The sequence below is a fragment of the Kitasatospora sp. NPDC004272 genome (assembly GCF_053603035.1).
The window spans coordinates 1-21152 of record NZ_JBSGET010000148.1 but is presented as its reverse complement, the minus strand read 5'-3'; the positions used below and the strand labels follow the sequence as shown (position 1 = coordinate 21152).

The 21152-nt window shown below is 75.6% G+C and carries 21 protein-coding genes and 2 pseudogenes; 14 read left to right on the top strand and 9 right to left on the bottom strand.

What is annotated here, in order from left to right; translation table 11 throughout:
- Positions 1–425 (bottom strand): annotated as a pseudogene (locus ACWEO5_RS32350) (hypothetical protein); the annotation flags it as partial.
- A 361-nt stretch (positions 426–786) separates the two neighbouring features.
- Positions 787–2226 carry a DUF2252 domain-containing protein gene (locus ACWEO5_RS32345; RefSeq protein WP_452165718.1) on the bottom strand — a complete coding sequence of 480 codons (1440 nt, stop codon included), beginning with the start codon at positions 2224–2226 and terminating at the stop codon, positions 787–789.
- A gap of 192 nt (positions 2227–2418) precedes the next feature.
- Between ACWEO5_RS32345 and ACWEO5_RS32340 the strand changes: the two genes are divergently transcribed.
- The 3 genes from ACWEO5_RS32340 (at position 2419) to ACWEO5_RS32330 (ending at position 4067) form a co-directional block, all read left to right on the top strand.
- Positions 2419–2820: a pyridoxamine 5'-phosphate oxidase family protein gene (locus ACWEO5_RS32340; RefSeq protein ID WP_452165717.1), complete on the top strand. Its 402-nt coding sequence runs from the start codon at positions 2419–2421 to the stop codon at positions 2818–2820.
- Between the two features lie 132 nt (positions 2821–2952).
- Entirely contained in the window at positions 2953–3693 is a 741-nt protein-coding gene (locus ACWEO5_RS32335) for a hypothetical protein (protein WP_452165716.1), read from the top strand.
- On the top strand, positions 3690–4067 hold the full coding sequence (locus ACWEO5_RS32330) for a winged helix-turn-helix domain-containing protein (protein WP_452165715.1): 378 nt from the start codon (positions 3690–3692) through the stop codon (positions 4065–4067). The genes ACWEO5_RS32335 and ACWEO5_RS32330 overlap by 4 nt, the downstream gene beginning before the upstream one ends.
- Positions 4068–4129: 62 nt before the next feature.
- On the opposite strand, the gene ACWEO5_RS32325 is transcribed toward ACWEO5_RS32330, so the two are convergent.
- The gene (locus tag ACWEO5_RS32325; protein WP_452165714.1) at positions 4130–4855 is read right to left on the bottom strand and encodes a MerR family transcriptional regulator; all 726 of its coding nucleotides are present in this window, start codon (positions 4853–4855) and stop codon (positions 4130–4132) included.
- Between the two features lie 62 nt (positions 4856–4917).
- On the opposite strand from ACWEO5_RS32325, the gene ACWEO5_RS32320 reads away from it, so the two are divergent.
- The 4 genes from ACWEO5_RS32320 to ACWEO5_RS32305 all read left to right on the top strand — a co-directional run bounded on the left by ACWEO5_RS32320 (position 4918) and on the right by ACWEO5_RS32305 (position 7578).
- Entirely contained in the window at positions 4918–5394 is a 477-nt protein-coding gene (locus ACWEO5_RS32320; protein ID WP_452165713.1) for a DUF6194 family protein, read from the top strand.
- 72 nt (positions 5395–5466) lie between these two features.
- Entirely contained in the window at positions 5467–5703 is a 237-nt protein-coding gene (locus tag ACWEO5_RS32315) for a hypothetical protein (RefSeq protein WP_285740591.1), read from the top strand.
- Positions 5700–6218, top strand: coding sequence for a Clp protease N-terminal domain-containing protein (locus ACWEO5_RS32310; RefSeq protein WP_452165712.1), 519 nt, complete (start codon positions 5700–5702; stop codon positions 6216–6218). The genes ACWEO5_RS32315 and ACWEO5_RS32310 overlap by 4 nt, the downstream gene beginning before the upstream one ends.
- 247 nt (positions 6219–6465) lie before the next feature.
- Positions 6466–7578 (top strand): serine hydrolase domain-containing protein, encoded by a 1113-nt coding sequence (locus ACWEO5_RS32305; protein WP_452165711.1) that lies wholly within the window; start codon positions 6466–6468, stop codon positions 7576–7578.
- Here ACWEO5_RS32305 and ACWEO5_RS32300 read toward each other — a convergent pair.
- Both ACWEO5_RS32300 and ACWEO5_RS32295 read right to left on the bottom strand, forming a co-directional pair.
- Positions 7562–8338, bottom strand: a complete 777-nt coding sequence (locus ACWEO5_RS32300) for a methyltransferase domain-containing protein (protein ID WP_452165710.1) — start codon at positions 8336–8338, stop codon at positions 7562–7564. The two genes, ACWEO5_RS32305 and ACWEO5_RS32300, sit on opposite strands and share 17 nt — an antisense overlap.
- Before the next feature lie 257 nt (positions 8339–8595).
- Positions 8596–10221 carry an ADP-ribosyltransferase domain-containing protein gene (locus ACWEO5_RS32295; protein ID WP_452165709.1) on the bottom strand — a complete coding sequence of 542 codons (1626 nt, stop codon included), beginning with the start codon at positions 10219–10221 and terminating at the stop codon, positions 8596–8598.
- Positions 10222–10373: 152 nt separating this feature from the next.
- Between ACWEO5_RS32295 and ACWEO5_RS32290 the strand changes: the two genes are divergently transcribed.
- The 3 genes from ACWEO5_RS32290 (at position 10374) to ACWEO5_RS32280 (ending at position 14043) form a co-directional block, all read left to right on the top strand.
- Positions 10374–11051: a macro domain-containing protein gene (locus ACWEO5_RS32290; protein WP_452165708.1), complete on the top strand. Its 678-nt coding sequence runs from the start codon at positions 10374–10376 to the stop codon at positions 11049–11051.
- Positions 11052–11249: 198 nt separating this feature from the next.
- Positions 11250–12788 carry an alkaline phosphatase D family protein gene (locus ACWEO5_RS32285; protein WP_452165707.1) on the top strand — a complete coding sequence of 513 codons (1539 nt, stop codon included), beginning with the start codon at positions 11250–11252 and terminating at the stop codon, positions 12786–12788.
- Positions 12781–14043, top strand: coding sequence for a hypothetical protein (locus ACWEO5_RS32280; RefSeq protein WP_452165706.1), 1263 nt, complete (start codon positions 12781–12783; stop codon positions 14041–14043). The genes ACWEO5_RS32285 and ACWEO5_RS32280 overlap by 8 nt, the downstream gene beginning before the upstream one ends.
- Positions 14044–14105: 62 nt before the next feature.
- On the opposite strand, the gene ACWEO5_RS32275 is transcribed toward ACWEO5_RS32280, so the two are convergent.
- A complete protein-coding gene (locus ACWEO5_RS32275) occupies positions 14106–14570 on the bottom strand; it encodes a MarR family winged helix-turn-helix transcriptional regulator (protein WP_344552433.1) in 465 nt (154 codons plus the stop codon).
- A gap of 108 nt (positions 14571–14678) precedes the next feature.
- Here ACWEO5_RS32275 and ACWEO5_RS32270 point away from each other — a divergent pair, with 108 nt between their 5' ends.
- Positions 14679–15854 (top strand): epoxide hydrolase family protein, encoded by a 1176-nt coding sequence (locus ACWEO5_RS32270; protein ID WP_452165705.1) that lies wholly within the window; start codon positions 14679–14681, stop codon positions 15852–15854.
- Here the strand turns inward: ACWEO5_RS32270 and ACWEO5_RS32265 are convergent.
- The gene (locus ACWEO5_RS32265) at positions 15793–17298 is read right to left on the bottom strand and encodes a hypothetical protein (protein ID WP_452165704.1); all 1506 of its coding nucleotides are present in this window, start codon (positions 17296–17298) and stop codon (positions 15793–15795) included. The genes ACWEO5_RS32270 and ACWEO5_RS32265 overlap by 62 nt on opposite strands.
- A 92-nt stretch (positions 17299–17390) precedes the next feature.
- Positions 17391–17915, bottom strand: coding sequence for a 2'-5' RNA ligase family protein (locus ACWEO5_RS32260; protein WP_452165703.1), 525 nt, complete (start codon positions 17913–17915; stop codon positions 17391–17393).
- Between the two features lie 62 nt (positions 17916–17977).
- Here ACWEO5_RS32260 and ACWEO5_RS32255 point away from each other — a divergent pair.
- Positions 17978–18463: pseudogene (locus ACWEO5_RS32255) on the top strand (ribosomal maturation YjgA family protein); the annotation flags it as partial.
- A 225-nt stretch (positions 18464–18688) separates the two neighbouring features.
- Entirely contained in the window at positions 18689–19786 is a 1098-nt protein-coding gene (locus ACWEO5_RS32250; RefSeq protein WP_452165719.1) for a baeRF3 domain-containing protein, read from the top strand.
- Between the two features lie 127 nt (positions 19787–19913).
- Here the strand turns inward: ACWEO5_RS32250 and ACWEO5_RS32245 are convergent, their stop codons facing one another.
- Positions 19914–20657, bottom strand: a complete 744-nt coding sequence (locus ACWEO5_RS32245; RefSeq protein ID WP_452165702.1) for a VIT1/CCC1 transporter family protein — start codon at positions 20655–20657, stop codon at positions 19914–19916.
- A gap of 101 nt (positions 20658–20758) precedes the next feature.
- On the opposite strand from ACWEO5_RS32245, the gene ACWEO5_RS32240 reads away from it, so the two are divergent.
- Positions 20759–21152, top strand: a 394-nt coding sequence (locus tag ACWEO5_RS32240; RefSeq protein WP_452165701.1) for a hypothetical protein, incomplete at its 3' end; no start/stop codon positions are given.

Here is a 21152-nt window from a genome sequence, read left to right as displayed (position 1 = left end):
GCCGGGGGCGCGGCGGGCGCGGGGACGGTCGGCGGCGGCCCGGCCGGGGCCGGCGGGGCGGCGGGCGCGCCGGCCTTCGCGAAGGAGAGCGCGGCCCCGGCCGCTTCGGCGGTTCCGGCTCCGGCCCCGGCCCCGGCTCCGGCCCCGGCGGCGACTCCGGCCCCGGCGGCGCCCGTGCGGAGCGAGTGCTCCAGCGCCGAGTTGAAGCCGAGCACCTCGTCCACGGCCCCGGTGAGCGCGGCCCGGGCCGCGGCGTCCTGCGGTGCGGCCTCGGCGGCCTCCAGCGCCTGCTGCCAGCGCGGCAGGCGCTGCAGTTCGTGGCGCACCCGGGCCACCGCCTCCGGGTCCAGGGCCGTGGCCCCGTCCTGCCGCAGCAGCGCACCGACCACGATGTCGGCCGACACGGCCCCGTCCCCCGAAACCATCGTCAATCTCCTGTCCGAGCCGTTGAGTTCGGCCACCAATGTGGCAGCCCCCGGCCACCACCCGCACCGGCCTGCGGGAATGGAGACGGAACCGCAACCCGAGCGGTTGCGCCCGGACCGGATCGTCCGCAGCGGGCCGCACGGAGGTCGTCCGGAGATCGGGCGGAAGTCGGGCGGAAGTCGGGCGGTGTGGCGCGGGGCTTCGCGGGGGTCCTGCCGGAGGCCGGTCGAAGGGCGGCGGCCCGGATCCCCCGCGCCCCTCCACCCCGCGCCCCTCCACCCCCCGCCCCTCGGAGGAGAGCGCTCATGGCACGCGTGCACGAGCGAGCGTGGATCGCGGCGGGTGCCCCGGCCGGCCGGTTCAGGCGCCCGGCGTGGGCTCCGCGGCGAGCCGGCCGGTGCGGACCGCGGCGAGCAGCGCCGCGTGGTCGGCCTCCGACTGGTCGGCGTAGGCGACCGCGAACCGGGCCACCGCGTCCTCAAGCCGGTCGTCCCGGCCGCAGTAGCCGGCGACCAGCGCCGCGTCCGCGGTGTGGGCGTGCGCGCGGGCCAGCAGTGCGCCGGTCAGCCGGCCGTAGTCGTCCAGCTGGGCGGGGGACAGTGCCGCCGGGTCGACGCTGCCCTTGCGGTTGCGGAACTGCCGTACCTGGTAAGGGAGTCCGGCGACGCTGGTCCAGCCCATCAGCGGGTCCGACACCACCTGCATGCGCTTCTGCCCGAGCACCACCCGGCGCCCCTCGTGCCCGCCCCCGTCCGGCACCGGGAACCCGGCCCGCACCAGGTGCGGCAGCAGCACCGACTCGCGGGCCTCCTTCACCTGCAGCACCAGCGGCCCGCCCCGCCGGTCGGTCAGCAGCACCACGTACGAACGGGTGCCGACACTGCCGGTGCCCACCACCCGGAACGCCACGTCCTGCACCCGGAACCGGGCCAGCAGCGGGTGCAGCTCCGCCGGGACGGTGTGCCGGTAGGACGTCAACGAGCCCGCCACCAGCTCGGCCTGACGGTCCGTCACCTCACTGAGCACCGGCGGGGCCGCGACGAAGCGCCAACCCCCGTCCTCGGTGCGGACGGTGGAGCGCGCCGCGAACTTCGCCCCGGTGTTGCGCAGCGCCTTCGCCGAGACGGCCGCCAGTAGCCCGCTCAACTCGTGCGCGCCCGCGAACTCCACCAACTGGTGCTCCGCGATGGCGTCCCAGGCGTTCCAGGCGTCCAGCGCCGGGAGCTTCGCCAGCTGCCGCACCGTCCGCCGGTAGGTCGCCGCCGCGTCGAACGCCGCCTGCCGGCAGGCGACTTCGTCCGCGCCCGCCTGCCGCCCGGCCAGCACCAGGCTGGCCGCCAACCGCTTCAGGTCCCACTCCCACGGGCCCGACACCGTCTCGTCGAAGTCGTTCAGATCCAGCGCCAGCCGACCCCTGGCGTCCCCGTACAGGCCGAAGTTGGCGGCGTGCGCGTCCCCGCACAGCTGCGCGGCGATCCCGCTCACCGGGGTGGTCGCCAGGTCGTGCGCCATCAGGCCCGCCGAACCGCGCAGGAAGGCGAACGGCGAGGCCGCCATCCGCCCGACCCGCAGCGGCACCAGGTGCGGCAGCCGGCCCACGTTCGCCGACTCCACCGCCGCGACCACCTCGGGGCGGGACGCCGAGAGCACCAGCCGCCCGTGCGACTCCAGCGGCACTCGTTCGCGCAGCAGCTTGCCGCGCCGCTTCGGGCCGTCCGCGAGCGAGAGCCCGGTCAGTTCCAGCAGCGCCGCCGACGGACGGGCCGGCACCGCCGAGGCGTCCCCCGCGAACCCGTCCACCGCGAACTCCCTTGACAGCCAACGCCCCTGTGCGTCCGCCGCCTCCGGACCCTCCGCCCACGCCTCGACCGCCGACACCCGAAACTCCCCTCCGACCACGGCGGAGACCGCCCCCACCAGCGGCGACGCTACCGCTCCGCCCCGCCGCCACCGCGCCCGGGTCCGCCCACCGGTCCCACTAGCATGCGGACCATGGCACACGACATCCGCAACCTCGATCCGGCCTACCTCGCCTTCTGGCGCGAGTACCAGCTGTGCACCCTCACCACGCTGCGCCCCGACGGCACCCCGCACGTCGTCCCGGTCGGCGCGACCTTCGACCCGGTCACCGGCATCGCGCGGGTGATCAGCGACGGGGGGAGCCGCAAGGTCCGCAACGTGCTCGCCGCCGGCGAGGCCGGGCAGCGGGTCGCGCTCTGCCAGGTCGACCGGGCCCGCTGGGCCACCCTGGAGGGCCGGGCCGTGATCCGGCGGGACGCGGAGTCCGTCGCGGACGCCGAACGCCGCTACGCCGAGCGCTACCGGGAGCCCCGGGAGAACCCCCAGCGGGTGGTGATCGAGATCGCCGTCGACCGCGCCCTCGGCCGGGCCTGACGGGGCGCAGGGGGAAAGCAGCAGGTCAGCGAGGACGGAGAAGGGGCGGGTGCCACCGGCACCCGCCCCTTCGGCGTGCCCGGCCCGTTCCACTCTCTTGCGGCAACAGCTCTGTGATGCAAAGCTGACTTCATGACAGACGCCTCGGTGCCGCTGCCCGGCACCCCTCGTGAAGTCCTGTCCGGCCTGGGTGAGTTGACCAGGAAGGTGCGGGCGGTCCAGCGCGACGCGTGGATCCCGCTGCTGCTCTTCGGCCTGGTCACCCTGGGTGCCGTCCCGATCGGCCGGCTCACCTACCACCAGGAGGCCGTCCCCTGCCCCGGCGGCCCGCTCGGCCCCGGCGAGCCCTGCACGCTCACCCGCCAGGGCTCGCCCACCTACTGGACGCTCGCCCTGCTCGCCGCGTACGCCGCCACCGCCCTCTGGTGCCTGCGCCGCGCCCGCCGCCGCGGCGTCGACACCCCCGTGCGCCCGTACGTGCTGGCCGGGGCCGCCGCCGTCGCCGCCCTCGCCGCCACCACCTGGTGGGGCGCCAACCAGCCCGCCCCCGGCGCCGACCTCGACTTCTGGGGCCTGCACCTGGCCGCGAACGCGCGCGGCACCCTGCTGCTCCAGCGGTTCCTCGGCGGGGCCGCCGCGATCGGCGTGCCGCTGCTCGTCCTGGCCCGGATCGAACGCGGCCGGGCGCTGGCCCTGTTCGCCCTCGGCTACCTGCTGATCGAGCTCACCCCCGTCACCTTCGGCTGGTGGGGCCACGGCGCCGGGCCCTGGTCCGCCGCCACCCAGCACGGCGTCCCCGCCCTCTACCTACTCGCCGGCGCCCTGCTGTTCGGCCTCGCCACCCGCCGCGCCCGCCCGCAGGCTGCCGGATGACCGCCGCAAAGACCCCCGTCGAGCGCCCCGGGAGCCCCACCGGGAGCCCCGCCGAGGCCGAGCAGCACCCCGCCAAGGCCCTCGACGACACCGTCCACCAGCGCGTCCGCCTCGGCATCCTCACCGTCGCCCACCAGGCCCGCCGCGCCGAGTTCGGCTTCCTGCGCACCGCCCTCGACCTGACCGCCGGCAACCTCGGCCAGCACCTCACCGTCCTGGAGAAGGCCGGCCTGGTCGCCGTCGAGAAGGGCTACGAGGGCCGCCGCCCCCGCACCTGGATCACCCTCACCCCCGCCGGCGAACACGCCCTGCGCGAGGAGGTCGCCCAACTCAAGCGCCTGATCCGGCAGATCGAGGCCGCCGACGGCCCCTGACGCCCCGCGCCTCCCCACCGCGCCCGGCCGGGTCCGGCCCGGCCGATGGCCCGGACCCCGGCTCAGCCCCCGGCCCGGGCGCAGGCCAGCAGGGCGCCGAGCGCGGCGGCCCCCTCCAGCAGGGCCAGCGAACGGGCGGTCAGCCCCTCGTCCCGGGCCGCCAGCGCCGCCGTGACCGCCACCGGGCCACGGGCGCCGCGCAGTTCGGGCAGCAGGGCCCGCAGCGGCCCGATCCGGTGCCCGGCCAGGCGCAGTTGGTGGACGATCCGGGCGTCGCGGACCTGGGCCGGGGTGTAGCGCCGGGTGCCCCGCACCGGGTCGCGGTCGGGGACGACCAGGCCCTCCGCGTCCCAGTGCCGCAGCGCGGAGGGGCGCACGCCCAGGGCGGCGGCCAGCTCCGAGACGCCCATCGCGTCCGAGGCGCGCACCTCGCCGATCGGCTCCCCGGCGATCGCCCCCGCCGCCTCCCGGGCCAGCCGCAGCCGGGCCCGCTCCGCGTCCAGTCGGGCGTGCGCCGCGTCCAGCAGCTCCAGCGCCTCCGCCCGGGGCGGCCGGTGGAAGGCCCGGACGATCCGCCCGGCCTCGGCCGGGCCCGCACCCGCCGCCAGCGCCCGGTAGGCCAGCGCGGAGTGCAGGTGCACCTCCGTGTGGACCCGGTACCCGGCCGGAGTGCGGTCGGCGGGCGGCAGCACCCCGTCCCGCTCCAGGTTGCGGACCAACTGCACCGAGCACCCGGCGCGCCGCGCCACGTCCACCGTCCGCAGCACCCCCGAGTTGAGGCTTTGCACCCGGATTCCCGCCTTTCGACCGCCGAAGTCTCCACAAGCACGTGAATGCCACGCTAGAGCACATGACCATGGACGAGATCATCGACTTCACGGCCGGCCTCGACGGCGTCCTGACCCTGCGCCCCGCCCCCGGCGACGGCACCCCGGAGATCAGCTGGGGCGATGCCTTCTTCTACTACGCGCCCGACGGCGCCCTCCCGAGGGCCGGCCAGCCGTTCGCGACGGTCGTCACCAAGGACTACCCCGGCGACACGGCCTCCCGCCTGGACCGGCCCGGCGCCTACCGGGTCAACATCGCCGCCGGGAAGGAAGAACTCGCCCGCCGGACCGGACCGGCCCCGGCCCCCGGCATCGACGGCACCGAGAACACCGGCCACCTCGACGACACCGTGATCGCCCACCCCGGCTACGCCGCCGCCGGATGGCTGGCCGTGGTGAACCCGGCCGGGCGCACCGCCGGTGCCGTCCGCGAACTCCTGTGCACCGCGCACCGGTTGGCTCGTGCCCGGCACGAGCGGCGGGCCCGGCCGGGGGAGTGACGGCGGGGTCGGCGGCAGGCGTGGGAGCAACCGGGGTTGACTATGGCGGGACAGTCAACCTATGTTGCTGCCATGCCGCTGGATGACACCCCCCTCCCCGCCGACCCGGCCGACGCCCTGGCCGCCGTCGCCGCCCTGCGACGGCTCGCCGACCGGCTGGAGGACGCCGCCGTCGAACAGGCCATGCGGGCGGGCTGGAGCTGGCCGCAGGTCTCCGAGGCGCTCGGCGTCACCCGGCAGGCCGTCCACAAGAAGCACGCCAAGCGGCTGATCGCCGGGGGCGTCACCCTGAGGAGGCGCGGCGAATGAGCGCGTTCGACCACTACCTGCACGCGGTCCTGCTCCGGGCCGGCGACGAGGCCCGGCTGGACGGGTCGGCCAGTACCGACGCGCACCACCTGCTGCTCGCCCTGGCCGCCGCCCCCGACCGGCAGCAGCCCGACCGGCAGCCCGACGCCGCCGCCCGGCTGCTGGCCGCCGCCGGGCTCGACCGGGACACCGTGCGGGCCGCGCTGGACCGGGAGTTCGGGCACAGCCTGCGGACGGTCGGCGTCAGCCCGGACGCCCACGGCCTGCCCGCCCCCACGCCGAGCGGCGAGCGGCCCCGGCTGGGGGCCTCCAGCAAGCTCGCCATGGAACGCGGCTTCACCACCGCCCGCAAGAAGGACCTCACCTCCGCCCACCTGCTGCTCGGCATCCTGCGCGCCGAGGTCGGCACCGTGCCCAGGGCGCTGGCCCTGTCCGGCATCGACCGCGCCGGGCTCGCCCACCGGGCGCAGGCCGCGATCGACCGCCGGGACACCGACGGCTCACCCGACCGATGACCGGTCCTGCCGACCACCGGACCTGCCGTGAGTCGAGCCGGCCGACTACCCGGCCGGCCACCTGGAGAGCCGGCCAACCGTAGAGCCGGTCGACTGCCGAGTCGGCTGATGACCGAGCCGGCCAACCGCCGAGCCGGCCAACCGCCGAGCCGGCCAACCGCCGAGCCTGCCGATGATCGAAGCGACCGACGACCGGGCCGACCGGCCGCCGACGGGCCGGCCGAGAACAGAGAAGGGGCCAACCGCCGTGCCACGACAGGACACCGGTGCCTGGGGTGCCGATCGGACGGAGGTCCGACGGCTGCTCGAACGGGCTGTCACCGAGGGCGGGATCCCCGGCATCCTGGTCGAACTCCACGACGGTCCCGAGTGCTGGCGCGCCACCGCCGGGGCGGCCGACACCGCGACCGGACGGGGGCGCACCCCGCAGGACAGGTTCCGGGTCGGCAGCATCACCAAGACCTTCACCGCCACCGTCGTCCTCCAGCTCGCCGCCGAGGGGCGGATCGGCCTGGACGACCAGCTGACCGACCAACTGCCGCTCCCCGAAGCCGAACTGGCCGCCGGGGCGACCGTCCGGATGCTGCTCGACCACACCAGCGGCGTCCCCAGCCACACCGACGACCCGGCTGCCCTGGAGCGGTACGCCACCCACCCGCCCGGGACGCTGCTGCGGGTCGCCGCCGAACGCCCGTTCGCGTTCGCCCCGGGCACCGGTTGGGCTTACTCCAACACCAACTACGTCCTGGCCGGGCTGCTGGTCGAGCGGGTCACCGGCCGCACCCTGGCCGCCGAGATCGACCGGCGGATCAGCCGTCCGCTCGGCCTGACCGGCACCCGCCTGCCCGCCGCCGACGAGCACGGCCTGCCCGCCCCGCACGCCCGCCACTACACCAGGCTCTTCCGCACCGACCCCGGCGCGCCCGTGCTGGACGCCACCGAACTCGACCCCGCGCCGTTCTGGGCCTCCGGCGACCTGGTCTCCACCGCCGCCGACTTGAACCGCTTCCTCGCCGCCCTGCTGACCGGACGCCTACTGCCGCCCGCCCAGCAGGAGCAACTGCTCACCACCGTCCCCACCCGCGACTGGCTCCCCGGCGCCGCCTACGGCCTCGGCATCTGCGCCCTCACCCCGCCCGGCGGCGCCGGGACCCTCTGGGGGATGGGCGGCGCCACCTTCGGCTCCTGGACGTACGCCTTCGCCAGCGCCGACGGCGGCCGCCGGCTCACCGTCAACACCAACGGCGACTGGACCGATCCGGCGAGCGGCTGGGACGACCCGATCGGCGTCTTCACCGACCTGCTCGCCCTCGCCTTCTCCCCGGAGCCGACGGACGGGGCGCTCAGGCCCGGGCCGTGACCACGTGGAAAGTGACGGTGGCCAGGAAGTGCCCGGTAGCCAGGTGGGTCAGCCAGCGGTCCGCGTCCTCGTCCGTGAAGTAGCCCGCCGCCACCGCCCGTCGGGTGACCCGCTGCAGGCCCAGCACCCGGTCGGCGGCCGACACCTCGCGGAACACCGGGTTGAGCGGCCGCACCTCCACCACGTCCAGCCCGGACTCGGCGGCCAGCCGCGGGAGTTGGCTGCCGATCCGGGCGTTGCGCACCGCCTGGTCGGTGACGTACCGGGTGTACGCGGCGGTCAGTGCGGCATCGGGGTGGTCGACGGTCAGCGTCCCCCAGTCCGGCTCGCCCAGCACCAGCAGCCCGCCCGGCCGCAGCACCCGGCGGGCCTCGCGCAGCGCCAGCGCCGGATCGGCCACGTGCTGCAGCACCCGGTCCGTCCGGGCCCGGTCGCAACTCCCGTCCGCCAGCGGCAGTTCGTGCAGGTCGCCCAGCCGGACGTCGACCTGCAGCAGGTGCCCGGTCCGCTCGGCGGCGGTGTCCACCGCCTCCCGGTCGTGGTCCACGCCCAGCACGGTGCCGGTCGGGCCGACCGCCTCGGCCAGCGCCGACAGGTCGGCGCCAGGACCGCAGCCCAGGTCGACCAGGGTCTGCCCGCGTCCGACCGCCAGCGCCGCCAGCATCACCGACTTGTACTCCCGGCCGAGTTCGGAGACGGCCAGCCGGTCCAGGTAGGCGATCGGATCGGGCGGCACGGACTCGAACACACGGGAGGTCATGACGGGAAGTCAACCAAACCAACCCCCGTCAGGGAAGATCCCCCCGCCCTCCACCTGCTGCGACAAGGGGCGCACGCCGGGCCGGGGGGCGCACCTCCCGGCCCCGGCCGGTCGCCGGGAGCTCCCGCCGGACTCCGGACGCCCCTGTCGAACTCCCAGCGCTCCGAACGGACTTCGGAATCCACCGGTGGCCGCCCCGCACCCTGGTGCTCCGGTGCTCCGGTGCCCCGGAGGCCCGAAGACCCGGTGTCCCGACGTCAGGACACCAGCGGCCCGTCCGCCGACTCGGTGAGCGTCACCGTGCACAGCCCGCCGCGCTCCGCGACCACGTCCGTCACCGTCAACTGGGTTCCCGGCAGCAGGATGTACTCCTCCTCCTCGGTGAACGCCGAGAACTGCCGGATCCCCACCGCCCGGGCCGGGCGCACCTCGAACAGGGTGCGCTTGCCGCGGCTGCCCAGGAACGAGCGGGCCACCGCCGGGCGCGAGGTGCACGAGGAGACGCCCCACCAGGTCACCGTCCGCCCCAGCGGGTACTGCGCCCGCAGGTCCAGCGCGACGCCGCGCCACAGCGGCTCCGGGCGGACCGGCAGCCGGCCCACCGCGTCGAACAGCAGCCGCAGGTACGGCAGGTACGGGGTCAGCCGGGCCCGGTCCGGGTGGCGCAGGGCCGCGTTCAGCTCGCGGTAGAACGCCGACTCGCAGGTGTACAGGTGCAGCGCCGCGACCGCCTCCGCGTCCAGCCCGCCCGCCCCGGAGCCCGCCGCAGCGTCCGCGTGCCGCTTGCCGAACTCGTGCGCCGAACCCACGTGCCGCTCCAGGCCGCGCAGCAGCGCCGCGACCGGCTCCACCGCCTCCCGGAAGCCCAGCCGCTCCAGGTCGAACAGGCCCGTGACGGGCGGCAGTTCGAGGCCCTCGTCCTTCACCGAGGCGAGCCGCTCCAGGTACAGTTGGTGCTGCTCCATGGTGGAGGCGATGAACGCCCCCATCCGGGAGGCCGTCTCCTCGTCGGTGCGGCCCTCGGCCGCCGCCGCGGCCTGCCAGCCCGCGCTGGGCAGCCAGTCCACCGGGTCCGCGCCCAGGCCCTCCAGGGCCGCGTTCACCCGCGCGAAGTGCTCGCCGTCGCAGAAGACGTCACCCTGCGCCGCCGGGTTCGGGTGGTCGATGTGCCGCACCTGCACGTCCGGGTAGCGCCGGGCGATCCACTCCACCGACTGCTTCAGCGCCCGCGCGTGCGTCCCCCACCAGGCGAACACCACCCCGCGGTCCTCCTCCGGGCCCTCCTGCTTGGCCCGCAGGATCTCCTCCACGATCGTCGTCGCCACCGGCTTCCAGAACTTGGTGTGCGCCGCGGGGGAGGTCGAACCGTCACTGCTCGCCGTCAGCGCCGCGTTCAGCAGCAGCACGCCCTGGGTCAGCATCGCCTGGAACCACTCCGGCGGCTGCACGGTGCCGTGCTGCGCCAGCAGCGCCCGCAGGTCGGCGATCGGCGTCTTCTTCGGGACGCCGTACTTCCACATCGCCGCCGCCTTGATGATGCAGCGGATGCTCACCACCCGGCCGAACTGGCTGTCCGCCCAGTTCTGGAAGGTGTTGTCGAACATCGCGATGCCGGTCGCGCTCTCCGGCCGCGGGTACGGGTTCTGCCCGAACACCACCACCTTCCACTTGCCCGGCGGGTTCGGCTTCAGTGCCTGGAAGGTCAACTCCCTTACCGGCACCACGTCCTGAGGGCGGTTCGGCCCGATGAACGAGGCCGCGTCCCGGTGCAGCTCGATCGACCGCTTCAGCACCGGGAACCACTCCTCGCCGCCGCCCGCGAACAGCTCGGCGAGCGCCAGCGGGTCGTTCGGGTCGGCGGCGGACGGGGTGGGCTCGGACATGGCGGACTCCAACCGGGAGAGGGGAGGGGAGGCGGTGCGATCGAAGATCACGCTAGGCCACGCCGCCGACAGACCGCCGGCCCGGCCCTGTCGGTGCCCACCGATAGCGTCGGAACCGACAACGAGCCCCCGACCGAACGGAGTTCGCCCGCATGACCGTCAAGCACGCCCCGAAGCCGCTGCGCGTGGTGCTGACCGACCTCAACACCGACGTGGTGGCCGCCTGGCGCACCGCGTTCGCCGGCACCCCGGGCGTGGAGATCCGCACCGGCTCGATCCTCGACGTGGACGCCGACGCCTGGGTCACCCCCACCAACTCCCGCGGCCTGATGAACGGCGGCCTCGACGCGGTGGTCAAGCGGCACCTCGGCGCCGGCATCCAACTGCGCGTCCAGCGCGCCATCCGGGACGGCCACGGCGGCGAACTGAAGGTCGGCAGCGCCGTCTGCGTGCCCTCCGGAGCGGCCGTGCCCCGCTTCCTGATCTCCACCCCCACCATGCGCACCTCCACCCAGGACGTCAGCCAGACCCTGAACGTCGCCCTCGCCTGCGCCGCCGCCTTCCAGGCCGTGCACCGGCAGAACGCCGCCACCCCCGGCAGCATCGCCTCGGTCGCCCTGGTCGGCCTCGGCGCCCAGACCGGCCAGGTCCCGGCCCGGGTCTGCGCCAACCTGATGTGGACCGGCCACTCCCTGTTCGAGGACCACGAGTTCACCGACGCGGACGACCTGCGCGCCACCGTCACCGGCCAGCTCGACGACCTCCTGGCCGCCGACCGCCCGCACCGCCTCACCGTCCCCGCCACCGCCCGGGGCACCCGCCGCCGCTGACCCGCCGTCGCCCGCCGTCGCCCCGCGGTCGACCCGCCGCTGAATCGCGGCCGACCGGCCACGGACCCCCGGCCCGTCCCGGCCCGTCCCGGCCCGGGGCGCCCCGGCCCGTCCGGCCAACTCGCGCCGCTGCCCTGTCACTTGACGGACCCCGCAGCAGGGTCGGGAGTTCACCCGGGTCCGTGACCATGGACGGTCATGAGCAACCTCAGTCGCCGCATCTTCCTCCTCGGCGGGCTCACCACCGCGGGTGCCGCCGCCCTCCAACTCGGTGCCACGGCCAGCTCCTCGGCCGCCGCCACCCCCTTCCCGTTCACGCTCGGCGTCGCCTCCGGTGAACCGGACGACAGCAGCGTGGTGCTCTGGACCCGCCTGGCCCCCGCCCCGACCAACGCGGACGGCCAGGGCGGCATGCCCGACGCCGACGTCGCGGTCGACTGGCAGGTGTCCACCAGCGAGAGCTTCGCCACCCTGGTCGGCTCCGGCACGGTCACCGCCCGCTACGCCCAGGCCCACTCGGTGCACGTGCTGGCCGGCGGGCTCTCCCCGGACGCCGAGTACTACTACCGGTTCCGGGCCCAGGGGTTCGTCTCCCCGGTCGGCCGCACCCGCACCGCCCCGGCGCCCACCTCGGTCGGGCGCGACTTCACGATGGCCTTCGCCTCCTGCGCCCACTACGAGAGCGGCTACTACACGGCGTACCGCCGGATGGCCGACGACCGCCCCGACCTGATCCTGCACCTGGGCGACTACATCTACGAGGGCGGCGCCACCACCAACGGCGTGCGCCAGCACCTCGGCAGCGAGATCGTCTCGCTGGCCGACTACCGCCGCCGCTACGCGCTCTACCGCACCGACCCGGACCTGCAGGCCGCGCACGCGATCGCGCCCTGGCTGGTGGTCCCGGACGACCACGAGGTGGAGAACAACTACGCGAACATGGTCCGCGCCGACAGCAGCCCCGCCCTGACGGCCGCCCAGTGGACGGCCCGGCGCACCGCCGCCTACCAGGCGTACTTCGAGAACATGCCGCTGCGCGCCGCCGCCACCCCCGTCGGCAACAGCATCCAGCTCTACCGCCGGGTCCGCTGGGGCACCCTGGCGACCTTCCACATGCTCGACACCCGCCAGTTCCGCGACGACCAGGCGTGCGGCGACGGGTCGAAGGTCTGCGCCGACGCCGACCTGGCGAGCCGTTCGATCACCGGCGCCGCCCAGGAGGCGTGGCTGCTGGACGGCCTCGGCCAGCACCTGAGCACCTGGGACCTGATCGGGCAGCAGGTGTTCTTCGCCCGCAACGTGAACGCGGCGGGCGCGATGAACATGGACGCCTGGGACGGCTACCGGGCCAGCCGGGCCCGGATCCAGCAGGGCATCACCGACCGGGCGGTGCGCAACCCGGTGGTGCTCACCGGCGACGTGCACGCCTCCTGGGGCAACGACCTGAAGGCCGACTACGCGAACCCGTCCTCGGCCACCATCGGCTCCGAACTGGTCTGCACCTCGATCACCAGCGGCGGCAACGGCAGCGCCACCACGGCGGTCCCCAACGGCGCGCTCAACCCGCACCTGCGGTTCTACTCCGACCGGCGCGGCTACGTCCGCACCCGGATCACGCCCGCGCAGATCACCGCCGACTTCCGCTCGGTGGCGACGGTGACCGAGCACGGCGCGGCGGCCACCACCGCCCGCACCTTCCACATCCACGACGGACAGCCGGGGTTGGCCGATGCGTAAGCTCTCCGTGCTCGGCGCGTTCGCCGCCGCCTGCACCGCCGTACTGGCCCTGGTCGGCCCGGCCTCGGCGGCCGGCCCCACCTCCTGGACGACCGCCAACAGCGCCGCCACCGGGGACCAGGACACCTCCGCGGTCGCCGCCGACCGGATCGGCGACACCGCGGTGGTCTGGGAGGACGACCGCGACGCCACCGACCCGGCCGACGACGCGCACACCGACGTGTGGGTGCGGATGTTCCGCAACGGCACCTCCGCCTACGAGCAGAAGCTCTCGGCGGGCGGCACGGCGGGCACCGCCTGGCGCCACCTGCAGCCCGACGTGGGCCTCGACGACCGGGGCAACGCCGTCGTGGTCTGGGCGGAGGACCCGGACGGCAACGGCTACTACAACGTCGTCTACCGGGTGCTCTCCCCGACCGGCGCGCTGCTCGGCTCCGGCCGGGCCAACGCGGACGCCGACGGCCAGCAGATCCACCCGCACGTCGCGGTCGACCCGGACGGCGCGCCCGGCAGCGCCACCGCCGTCGCGTTCACCGTGGTCTGGGAGGACGTCCAGACCGGCGCGGCGGCCACCGTGAAGGCCGCCGGGTACACCGGGACGGCCACCAAGGCGTACGAGGTGACGGTCAACGCCACCGGCGGCGCGCACCACGACCCCGACGTGGCGACCTCCGCCTCCGGCGACGCCGTCGTGGTCTGGGACGAGGACACCGACGGCAACGGCTACTACCAGATCGGCCTGGTGGGGCTGGCCAAGGCGAACGGGGCCGTCACCCTCACCCGGCGCAGCGCCAACAGCGTCAGCGCCGGGCAGCAGCAGCACCCGGCGGTTGCCGCCGACTTCAACGGCGACTTCGCGGTGGCCTGGGAGTCCGACCACACCGGCACCCGCGGCGTATGGGCCCGCTCGTTCACCGCGGCCGGCACCCCGGGCGCGGCCGAGACCGAGGTCTCCGCCGGCACCGGCGCGGGCAGCCCGGGCATCGGCATCGACGACCAGCGCAAGGCTGTGGTCGGCTGGAGCGTCGCGGGCACCGACCCGGCGGTGTGGGCCCGGGGCCTGAACCCCGACGGCAGCTCCACCGGCCGGCTCCCGGCCCAGTCGGTCAGCCAGACCACCACCGGCCGGCAGGAGCAACTCGCGGTGGCCTCCTCCCCGTTCGGCACGCTCACCCTGGCGTACACCGACGACGCCGACGGCAACGGCTTCGACCAGGTCCGGCTCTGCCTGGGGGCGAGCAACTCGGACTGGTGACACCGGCCCGACCACCCGCCGGGGCCCCCGCCGTGGGGCCCCGGCGGCGTTCCGCGGGCGGGTCAGCCCTCGGGCGAGGGGCGGTGCCGGGCGTTCAACAGGGCGAGCAGGCGGACGAACTCGGTCCGCTCGGCGGGGGAGAGCGGGTCGAGCAGCTCCTGCTGGGCGGCGGTGACCAGGGCGTCCAGCCGCTGCAGCCGGGCCCGCCCGGCGGGGGTGAGGGAGACGACGTTGCGCCGCCGGTCGACCGGGTCGGGGTCGCGGACCAGGAAACCGGCGTCGGCGAGCTCGTTCAGGACGGCGACCATGTCGCTGCGGTAGACGCCGGTGCGGCGGCTCAGCTCGGACTGGCTGGCGGGGCCGGTCTCGGCGAGCGCGACCAGGACCGCGAAGTGCCACTTGCGGGCGTCCTCGGCGGCCAGCCGGTCGTTCACCAGCCGATCGGCCGCGGCGGCGGCCCCGGCCAGCAGGCGGCTGGGGACGGCGCGCAGCCGCTCGGGCGTGGCGTCGTCGGGGGCGGGGCTCATGCGGGGTCCTCCACTGTTGCGTTAGTGCCACTAACAGTCTACCTTCGTTAGTGCGACGAACGTTTATGGCGCTAACGAAAGCGCCGCCCACCGCACCGAGGTGACACCGTGATCGAGCCCTACCGCATCCACGTCCCGCAAGCCGACCTCGACGACCTCGCCGACCGCCTCGCCCGCACCCGCTGGCCCGACGAGATCGACGGCGCCGGCTGGGACTACGGCTTCCCGCTGGCCCGCCTCCGGGAACTCGCCGAGCACTGGCGCACCCGCCACGACTGGCGCGCCCACGAAGCCCGGCTCAACGAACTCCCGCACTTCACCACCGAGATCGACGGCCAGCGGATCCACTTCCTGCACCTGCGCGCCGAGAACCCCGACGCCCTCCCGCTGGTCCTCACCCACGGCTGGCCCGGCTCCTTCCTGGAGTTCCTGGACGTCCTCGAACCGCTGCGCCGCGACTTCCACCTGGTCGTCCCGTCCATCCCCGGTTTCGGCTTCTCCGGCCCCACCCGCGAACGCGGCTGGGACGTCGCCCGGGTCGCCCGCGCCTGGGCCGAACTGATGGACCGCCTCGGCTACCGGCGCTACGGCGCCCACGGCGGCGACTTCGGCGCGGGCATCTCCACCGCGCTCGCCGCGCACGCCCCCGACCGGGTGGTCGGCGTCCACGTCACCTACCTGCCGCTGCCGCCCGACCCGGCGGCCGGCGAACTGTCCGCCGCCGACGAGGCCCGGCTCGACACGGTCCGCGCCCTCCAGGCGAACCGGCCGCCCTACCAGGCCCTCCAGGCCACCGCCCCGCAGACGCTCGGGTACGCGCTCACCGACTCCCCGGTCGGCCAACTCGCCTGGATCGCCGAACGCTTCGCGCACTGGACCGACCCGGCCACCCCCGTCGACGACGACCGCCTGCTCACCGACGTCGCCCTGTACTGGCTGACCGCCACCGCCGCCTCCGCCGCCCGCCTCACCCGGGAGACCCCGCGCGGCGCCACCCCCTGCCCCGCCCCGCTCGGCGTCGCGGTCTTCGCGCACGACATCACCCTGGCCGTCCGCCCGCTGGTCGAACGCCGCTACCGGGTCGCGCACTGGTCGGAGTTCGACCGGGGCGGGCACTTCGCCGCGATGGAGGTGCCCGCCCTGCTCGCCGGGGACGTCCGGAAGTTCTTCACCACCCTCCCGGAGGCCACCCTCCCGGAGGCCGCCCTCCCGGCGCCCGCCGCTACCGGCGCAGCACGCTCAGTTCCAGGCGCAGGTCCGAGTAGCGGGCCGCTTCGTCCTTGAAGTGCGGCACCACCTGCGCGGCGACCGCGTCCACCGCCGCGAGCAGGGCGTCCACCTCGGCCTTGGTGGTGGACAGCCGGCGGGAGACGGCGGTCGCCTGGCCGACGTCGCGGCGCAGCAGGGTGTCCAGGTGCTGCAGCGCCTTCCGCTTCTCCGGCGCCAGGGCCGCGGTGTCGGCGGCGTGGGTCGCCACCAGCTGCCAGCGGGTGGCGACGTCGGCCAGGATCGCCCGGGGGAGGGCCTGGGCCAGGGCGTCCCAGTCCTGCGCGGTGGTGGCCGGGACGGGCAGCGCGGTGAGGGCCCGCAGGAGCGGTTGCAGGGCCAGCCGTTCCTGCGGGCGGTCGTTCTCCACCAGCCAGTCGACGATGTCGCGCAGCCGCGACGCGTAGGCCGGCGGGAAGAAGCCGACCGGAGCGACGGCCGCCAGCACCGCCTCCAGGATCCGCCCGCCGAGCCGCTGCACGTCCTCCCCGAACACGCCGCGCCACACCAGCAGCGCCCCGGACGAGGCGTCGCAGGAGACGTGCCCGCCGTCGGCGGTCACCGGCACCACCTCCAGCCGGGACAGCAGGTTCTTCGCCCGCTCCAGGCACTCCGAGATCCCGCGCACCGCCCCCTTCCCCCGCCAACTCAGCCCGTGGGACCCGAACGCCGAGTACCTGGCGTCGATCAGGTCCTCGCTCACCAGCTTCTGCTCGAAGGCGACCAGGGCGGCCTGGTCCGGGTCCGCGGACCAGGCCCTCTGCCGGGCCGCCAGTTCGGAGTCCGGGACATCGACCTCGGCGTGCGCGAGCGCGCCGGAGCTGCGGATCCACGCGCGGTTCAGCACCAGGTCGACCCAGGCCAGCGCCGCCCCGAGGACGGTCCGCCCCGCCACGCTCCGCAGGTGCTCGCGCTGGGCCGGCAGCGGGCCGAGCTTGCCGTAGCGCCCCCGCCGCCCGAGCGCGCCCTCGGCCAGCCGGGCCGCCAGTTCGGCGTAGCTGTCCGCGTTGACCGCGGTCAACGCGGGCGTCAGGTACCCCCAGGCCCACTCCGACCGGTACGCGTAGTCCTTGACCGGGAAGGCCCCGCCCTCCCGCAGCGTGTGGGAGAGCTCGTGGAGCACCGTCAGGGTGTTCAGGTGCGAGGACGTGACGGACTCCACCAGCTCCGGGCGCAGCTCCAGCCGGAGCAGCTGCGGGTTCGCCCCCGCGGTGATGGACGTGTTGGCCCCGACCGAGGGCGACAGTCCGGCCTCCGTCTGGACCAGGTCGCCCAGCGCCGCCAGCCCCCCGGACAGGGCCCGGAACCGGCGGCCGAAGTCGGCCTCCTCCGGCCCGCCGGGGGCGGCCCCGACGAGCAGTGCCCGCAGGTCGGCCGTGGTGAGTCGGCCGACCAGGGCGGTGATCTTGGCGTCCATGTCCTGGACGACCAGCTTCTGCTGGTCGGAGAGCTTCTGGGGCAAGGGGAGTCCTTCGCGGCTCGGTGCGGCAGGTGCGGCGTCCCCGAGTCTCGCCCACGGCGATGGACGTTCGATAAATGCGAGTTGACGAGCCGTCAGGTACCGAGCGGATCGGTCAACTGGCTCTCGCCGTCGAAGGAGCGCGCCGCGTCGAACACCCCCTCCAGGTCCGGGTGGCGGCCCAGCAGCCGGTGCGCCAGTGCCAGCCCGTCCGGCTCCACCCGGCGGGTCAGGCCCAGGTGCGGCATCCAACGGCCCGGCAGGTAGAGCGGGTTGGGCTCCGGGTCGTCCGCCAGCAGCCGCCACACCTCCCGGTGCAGGTCGATCAGCGCCGGGCCCGGCACCACGCCCCAGGCCAGCACCCGGCGGCGGCTGCGCGCCCCGAACGACAGCAGGCCCGACAGCCGCACCTCCAACGGCAGCGCCCCGGACAGCAGTTCACCCACCGCCGCGAGCCGGTCCGGGGCGATCGCGCCGCACACCGCCAGGGTCAGGTGCGGGCGGTGCCCAGGGTGCGGGTTGTCCGCGAGCGAGTCCACCCCGCCGTCGGCCAACTGTCGCCACACCGTCCGCACCGCCCGGTCGAACGCCGGATCGCAGGTCAACTCGATGGTCCGCATGCCACCACGGTAGGACCGGCCCCGGCGGCACCCGTGCGCGCCCCGTGTGATGGGCTGTGCGGATGCGCACCACCGACCGGCGCCCGCCGCGCCGCCAGCGCCCCCGCCCGGACGGCCACCGGGCCTCCCCGGAGCGGGAGGTGACGCGGCATCGACCCGACGCGCCGGGCGCCGGCCGGGGCGGCCCGCGGCGCCCGCTGCGGGTCCGGCGGCGTTCGGCCCGGACCCCGGGGGAGCGGCGGGCCCGGGCCGGGTGGCTGGCGGCCGCGGGCGCGGTGCTGCTGCTCGGTCTGGCCCTGCCCGCCCTGGTCCCGGACGGCGCGGCCGCCCTGCTCGGCGGGGCGCTGTACACCGCGCTGCTGCACACCGTGCTGATGGCCGCCGCGCCCCGGCTCGGCCCGTGGACCGCCGCCGGCACCGCGCTCGCCGCCAGCTGGGCGGTGGAGCTGTTCCAGGTCACCGGCCTGCCCGCCGACCTCGGCGAGCACAGCCGGCTCGGCCGGCTCGTCCTGGGCACCACCTTCGACCCGTCCGACCTGCTCGGCTACGCCCTCGGCGCGGCGGCGGTGCTCGCCGCCCACCACGCGCTCCGCCGCCGGGCCCGCCGCCGGGCGGGCGGGCGGGCGGGCCCGCGGGCGGGACCGCCATCCGGCCGGGCGGTTCGACGCCCCGGAGGTCAAATAGGTACATTTGGGACATTCGGGAGCAGTAGCCAGGCTTCGCGCGTCCACGCACAGAAGACAGAAGGCCGAACGCCTTCGGAAAGGGTCTCCATGCACCCCGCCCTCACCCCCGCAGCCCTCGCCGAACTGCGCCGGCCCCGCCCCTACCCCGCGGTGTCCATCCTGATGCCCACGCACCGCCGCGAGCCGGACAACGCGCAGGACCCGGTCCGCCTGCGCAACCTGGTGGCGGAGGCCAAGGAGAAGGTCCAGGCCGACCCCGAGGTCTCCCGCGCCGACCGGATCGACGTCCTGGAGCAGCTGGACAAGGCGCTCGCCGAGGTCGACCTGGTGCACGCCGAGGACGGCCTGGCGATCCTGGTGGCGCCCGGCGAGCACCAGGTCTGGTCGCTCGGCCGCACCGCCCCCGCCCGGGTGGTCCTGTCCGACACCTTCCTGACCCGCAACCTGGTCGCCTCGCAGATCGCCGAACGCCCCTACTGGGTGCTCGCGGTCGCCGCCGACCGGGTGGTCCTGTGGGGCGGCGACAAGGAGCGCCTCACCGAGGCGAAGACCCACGGCTTCCCGCTGGTCCGGGTGTACGACAACCCCGACCCCGAACGCCAGGAACGCATCGGCGACACCCCCAGCACCTTCCGGGACGAGGAGACCAAGACCTTCCTGCGGCAGGCCGACAACGGGATCGCCAAGCTGATCGCCGCCGACCCCCGCCCGCTGTACGTGGTCGGCGACGCCCCCGCGCTCGCCCTGCTGGACGCCGCGGGCCCGATCACCAAGGCCACCACCTCCCAGATCCCGCACGGCGGCCTGGCCCAGGGCACCGCCGAAGCCGCCCTCAAGGTGGTCGAACCCGCCCTGCGCGCGCACGCCGACCAGGAGATCACCGACGCCCTCGCCCGCCTCGACAAGGCCCGCGGCCGGACGGCCTTCGCCGCCGGGATCGACGAGGTCTGGCAGACCGCCGCCGAGGGCCGGATCGCCCTGCTGGTGGTCGAGGAGAACTTCCGCACCACTGCCCGCGACGACGGCGACCACCTCGTCCCCGCCGAGGAGGGCCAGAGCGGCGCCCGCGAGGACGTCGTCGACGAGGTCATCGAACGCGCCCTCGACACCGGAGCCACCGTCAGTTTCGTCCCCGACGGCACCCTCTCCGACGCCGGCCGGATCGCCGCCGACCTGCGCTACTGAGCCGACCCGGCACCACCGGCCCACCCGCACCACCGGCCCACCCGCACCACCCGCACCACCCGCAGCCGCCGGGGGCCCGCACCGGACGCGTTCCGGCCCGGGCCCCCGGCGGCTGCGGGCGTCCGGCTCAGCCCGTCGAGGCCCCCAGCAGCACCCCCACCGCGTACGTCACGCCCATCGCGACCCCGCCGCCCAGCACGTTGCGCAGCACCGCCCGGCGCGGGTCCGCCCCGCCCAGCCGGGCACTCGCCCAGCCCGTCACCACCAGCGCCGCCAGCACCGCCAGCACCGTCACCCACACCCGCACCGACTGCGGCGGCAGCACGATCGCCAGCAGCGGCAGCAGCGCACCCACCGTGAACGCCGCGAAGGACGCCCACGCCGCGTGCCACGGATTCGTCAACTCGTCCGGATCGATGCCCAGTTCGGTCTCCGCGTGGGCCGCCAGCGCATCGTGCGCGGTCAGCTGCACCGCCACCTGCCGGGCCAGCTCCGGATCCAGCCCCTTCGCCTCGTACAGGCCCGCCAGCTCGGCCAGCTCCGCGTCCGGCGTCAACCGCAGCTCCCGCCGCTCCAGCGCCAGCGCCGCCTGCTCCGCGTCCCGCTGGGTGCTCACCGACACGTACTCGCCCGCCGCCATCGACAGCGAACCCGCCAGTAGTCCCGCCAGACCCGCCGTCAGCAACTCGGTCGACGAGGCGTTCGCCCCCGCCACACCCACCACCAGGCCGGCCGTCGACACCACGCCGTCGTTCGCCCCCAGCACCGCCGCCCGCAGCCAGTTCAACCGCCCGCCCAGCGCACCCCCGTGCGCCTCGTCGTGGTCCGGCGGCGGAACGGGGCCAGGGCCCTGGGTGCGAGAAGCGGTCATGCCGCCAGTCTGCCCGCCCGGCACCGATCCACCCCGCACCCCGGGCGGTCCGCCGGAAAACGCGTTGCCGCAGGTGGTGACGGTGCGTCAGGATGGCGGGCATGTGCTTCCGAGGAGGGACGGGCAGCCGGCACCACGTGTGCCCGCCCTGCCGGGCGTCCTACAAGCGGTACGGGCGGCGGGCGGAGACCTGCCCGCGCTGCCGCGGCCCGCTGATCGACGCCGGGCAGGACCTGCACGTCCCGCGCCGCTCCGACACCGCCGCCTGGCGGGCGCTCACCGCGCTGCTGCAGTCCGGCGTCCGGTTCGCGTCCAGCTGCTGCGACGGGCCCGGCTGGCGCCCGCGCACCCCGCGCGAGGTCCGCGAGCGCCTGGCCGCCTCGGCCGGCACCGGCCTGCCCGTCGCCCGCGCCCTGATCACCCGGGACGTCGCGGACCTCGCCGAGCGGCGGCGCGGCGGCCGACCCGCCTTCGGCACCCGTCCCGCGCCGCGCC

Bases quoted from the DNA above. Each gene is read 5' to 3' on its own strand.
- ACWEO5_RS32295 (WP_452165709.1), bottom strand. From the start codon at position 10,221: ATGTCCGAGCCCACCCCGTCCGCCGCCGACCCGAACGACCCGCTGGCG.
- ACWEO5_RS32285 (WP_452165707.1), top strand. From the start codon at position 11,250: ATGAGCAACCTCAGTCGCCGCATCTTCCTCCTCGGCGGGCTCACCACC.
- ACWEO5_RS32340 (WP_452165717.1), top strand. From the start codon at position 2,419: ATGGCACACGACATCCGCAACCTCGATCCGGCCTACCTCGCCTTCTGG.
- ACWEO5_RS32310 (WP_452165712.1), top strand. From the start codon at position 5,700: ATGAGCGCGTTCGACCACTACCTGCACGCGGTCCTGCTCCGGGCCGGC.
- ACWEO5_RS32275 (WP_344552433.1), bottom strand. From the start codon at position 14,570: ATGAGCCCCGCCCCCGACGACGCCACGCCCGAGCGGCTGCGCGCCGTC.
- ACWEO5_RS32245 (WP_452165702.1), bottom strand. From the start codon at position 20,657: ATGACCGCTTCTCGCACCCAGGGCCCTGGCCCCGTTCCGCCGCCGGAC.
- ACWEO5_RS32300 (WP_452165710.1), bottom strand. From the start codon at position 8,338: ATGACCTCCCGTGTGTTCGAGTCCGTGCCGCCCGATCCGATCGCCTAC.
- ACWEO5_RS32320 (WP_452165713.1), top strand. From the start codon at position 4,918: ATGACCATGGACGAGATCATCGACTTCACGGCCGGCCTCGACGGCGTC.
- ACWEO5_RS32330 (WP_452165715.1), top strand. From the start codon at position 3,690: ATGACCGCCGCAAAGACCCCCGTCGAGCGCCCCGGGAGCCCCACCGGG.
- ACWEO5_RS32335 (WP_452165716.1), top strand. From the start codon at position 2,953: ATGACAGACGCCTCGGTGCCGCTGCCCGGCACCCCTCGTGAAGTCCTG.
- ACWEO5_RS32290 (WP_452165708.1), top strand. From the start codon at position 10,374: ATGACCGTCAAGCACGCCCCGAAGCCGCTGCGCGTGGTGCTGACCGAC.
- ACWEO5_RS32280 (WP_452165706.1), top strand. From the start codon at position 12,781: ATGCGTAAGCTCTCCGTGCTCGGCGCGTTCGCCGCCGCCTGCACCGCC.
- ACWEO5_RS32250 (WP_452165719.1), top strand. From the start codon at position 18,689: ATGCACCCCGCCCTCACCCCCGCAGCCCTCGCCGAACTGCGCCGGCCC.
- ACWEO5_RS32315 (WP_285740591.1), top strand. From the start codon at position 5,467: ATGCCGCTGGATGACACCCCCCTCCCCGCCGACCCGGCCGACGCCCTG.
- ACWEO5_RS32260 (WP_452165703.1), bottom strand. From the start codon at position 17,915: ATGCGGACCATCGAGTTGACCTGCGATCCGGCGTTCGACCGGGCGGTG.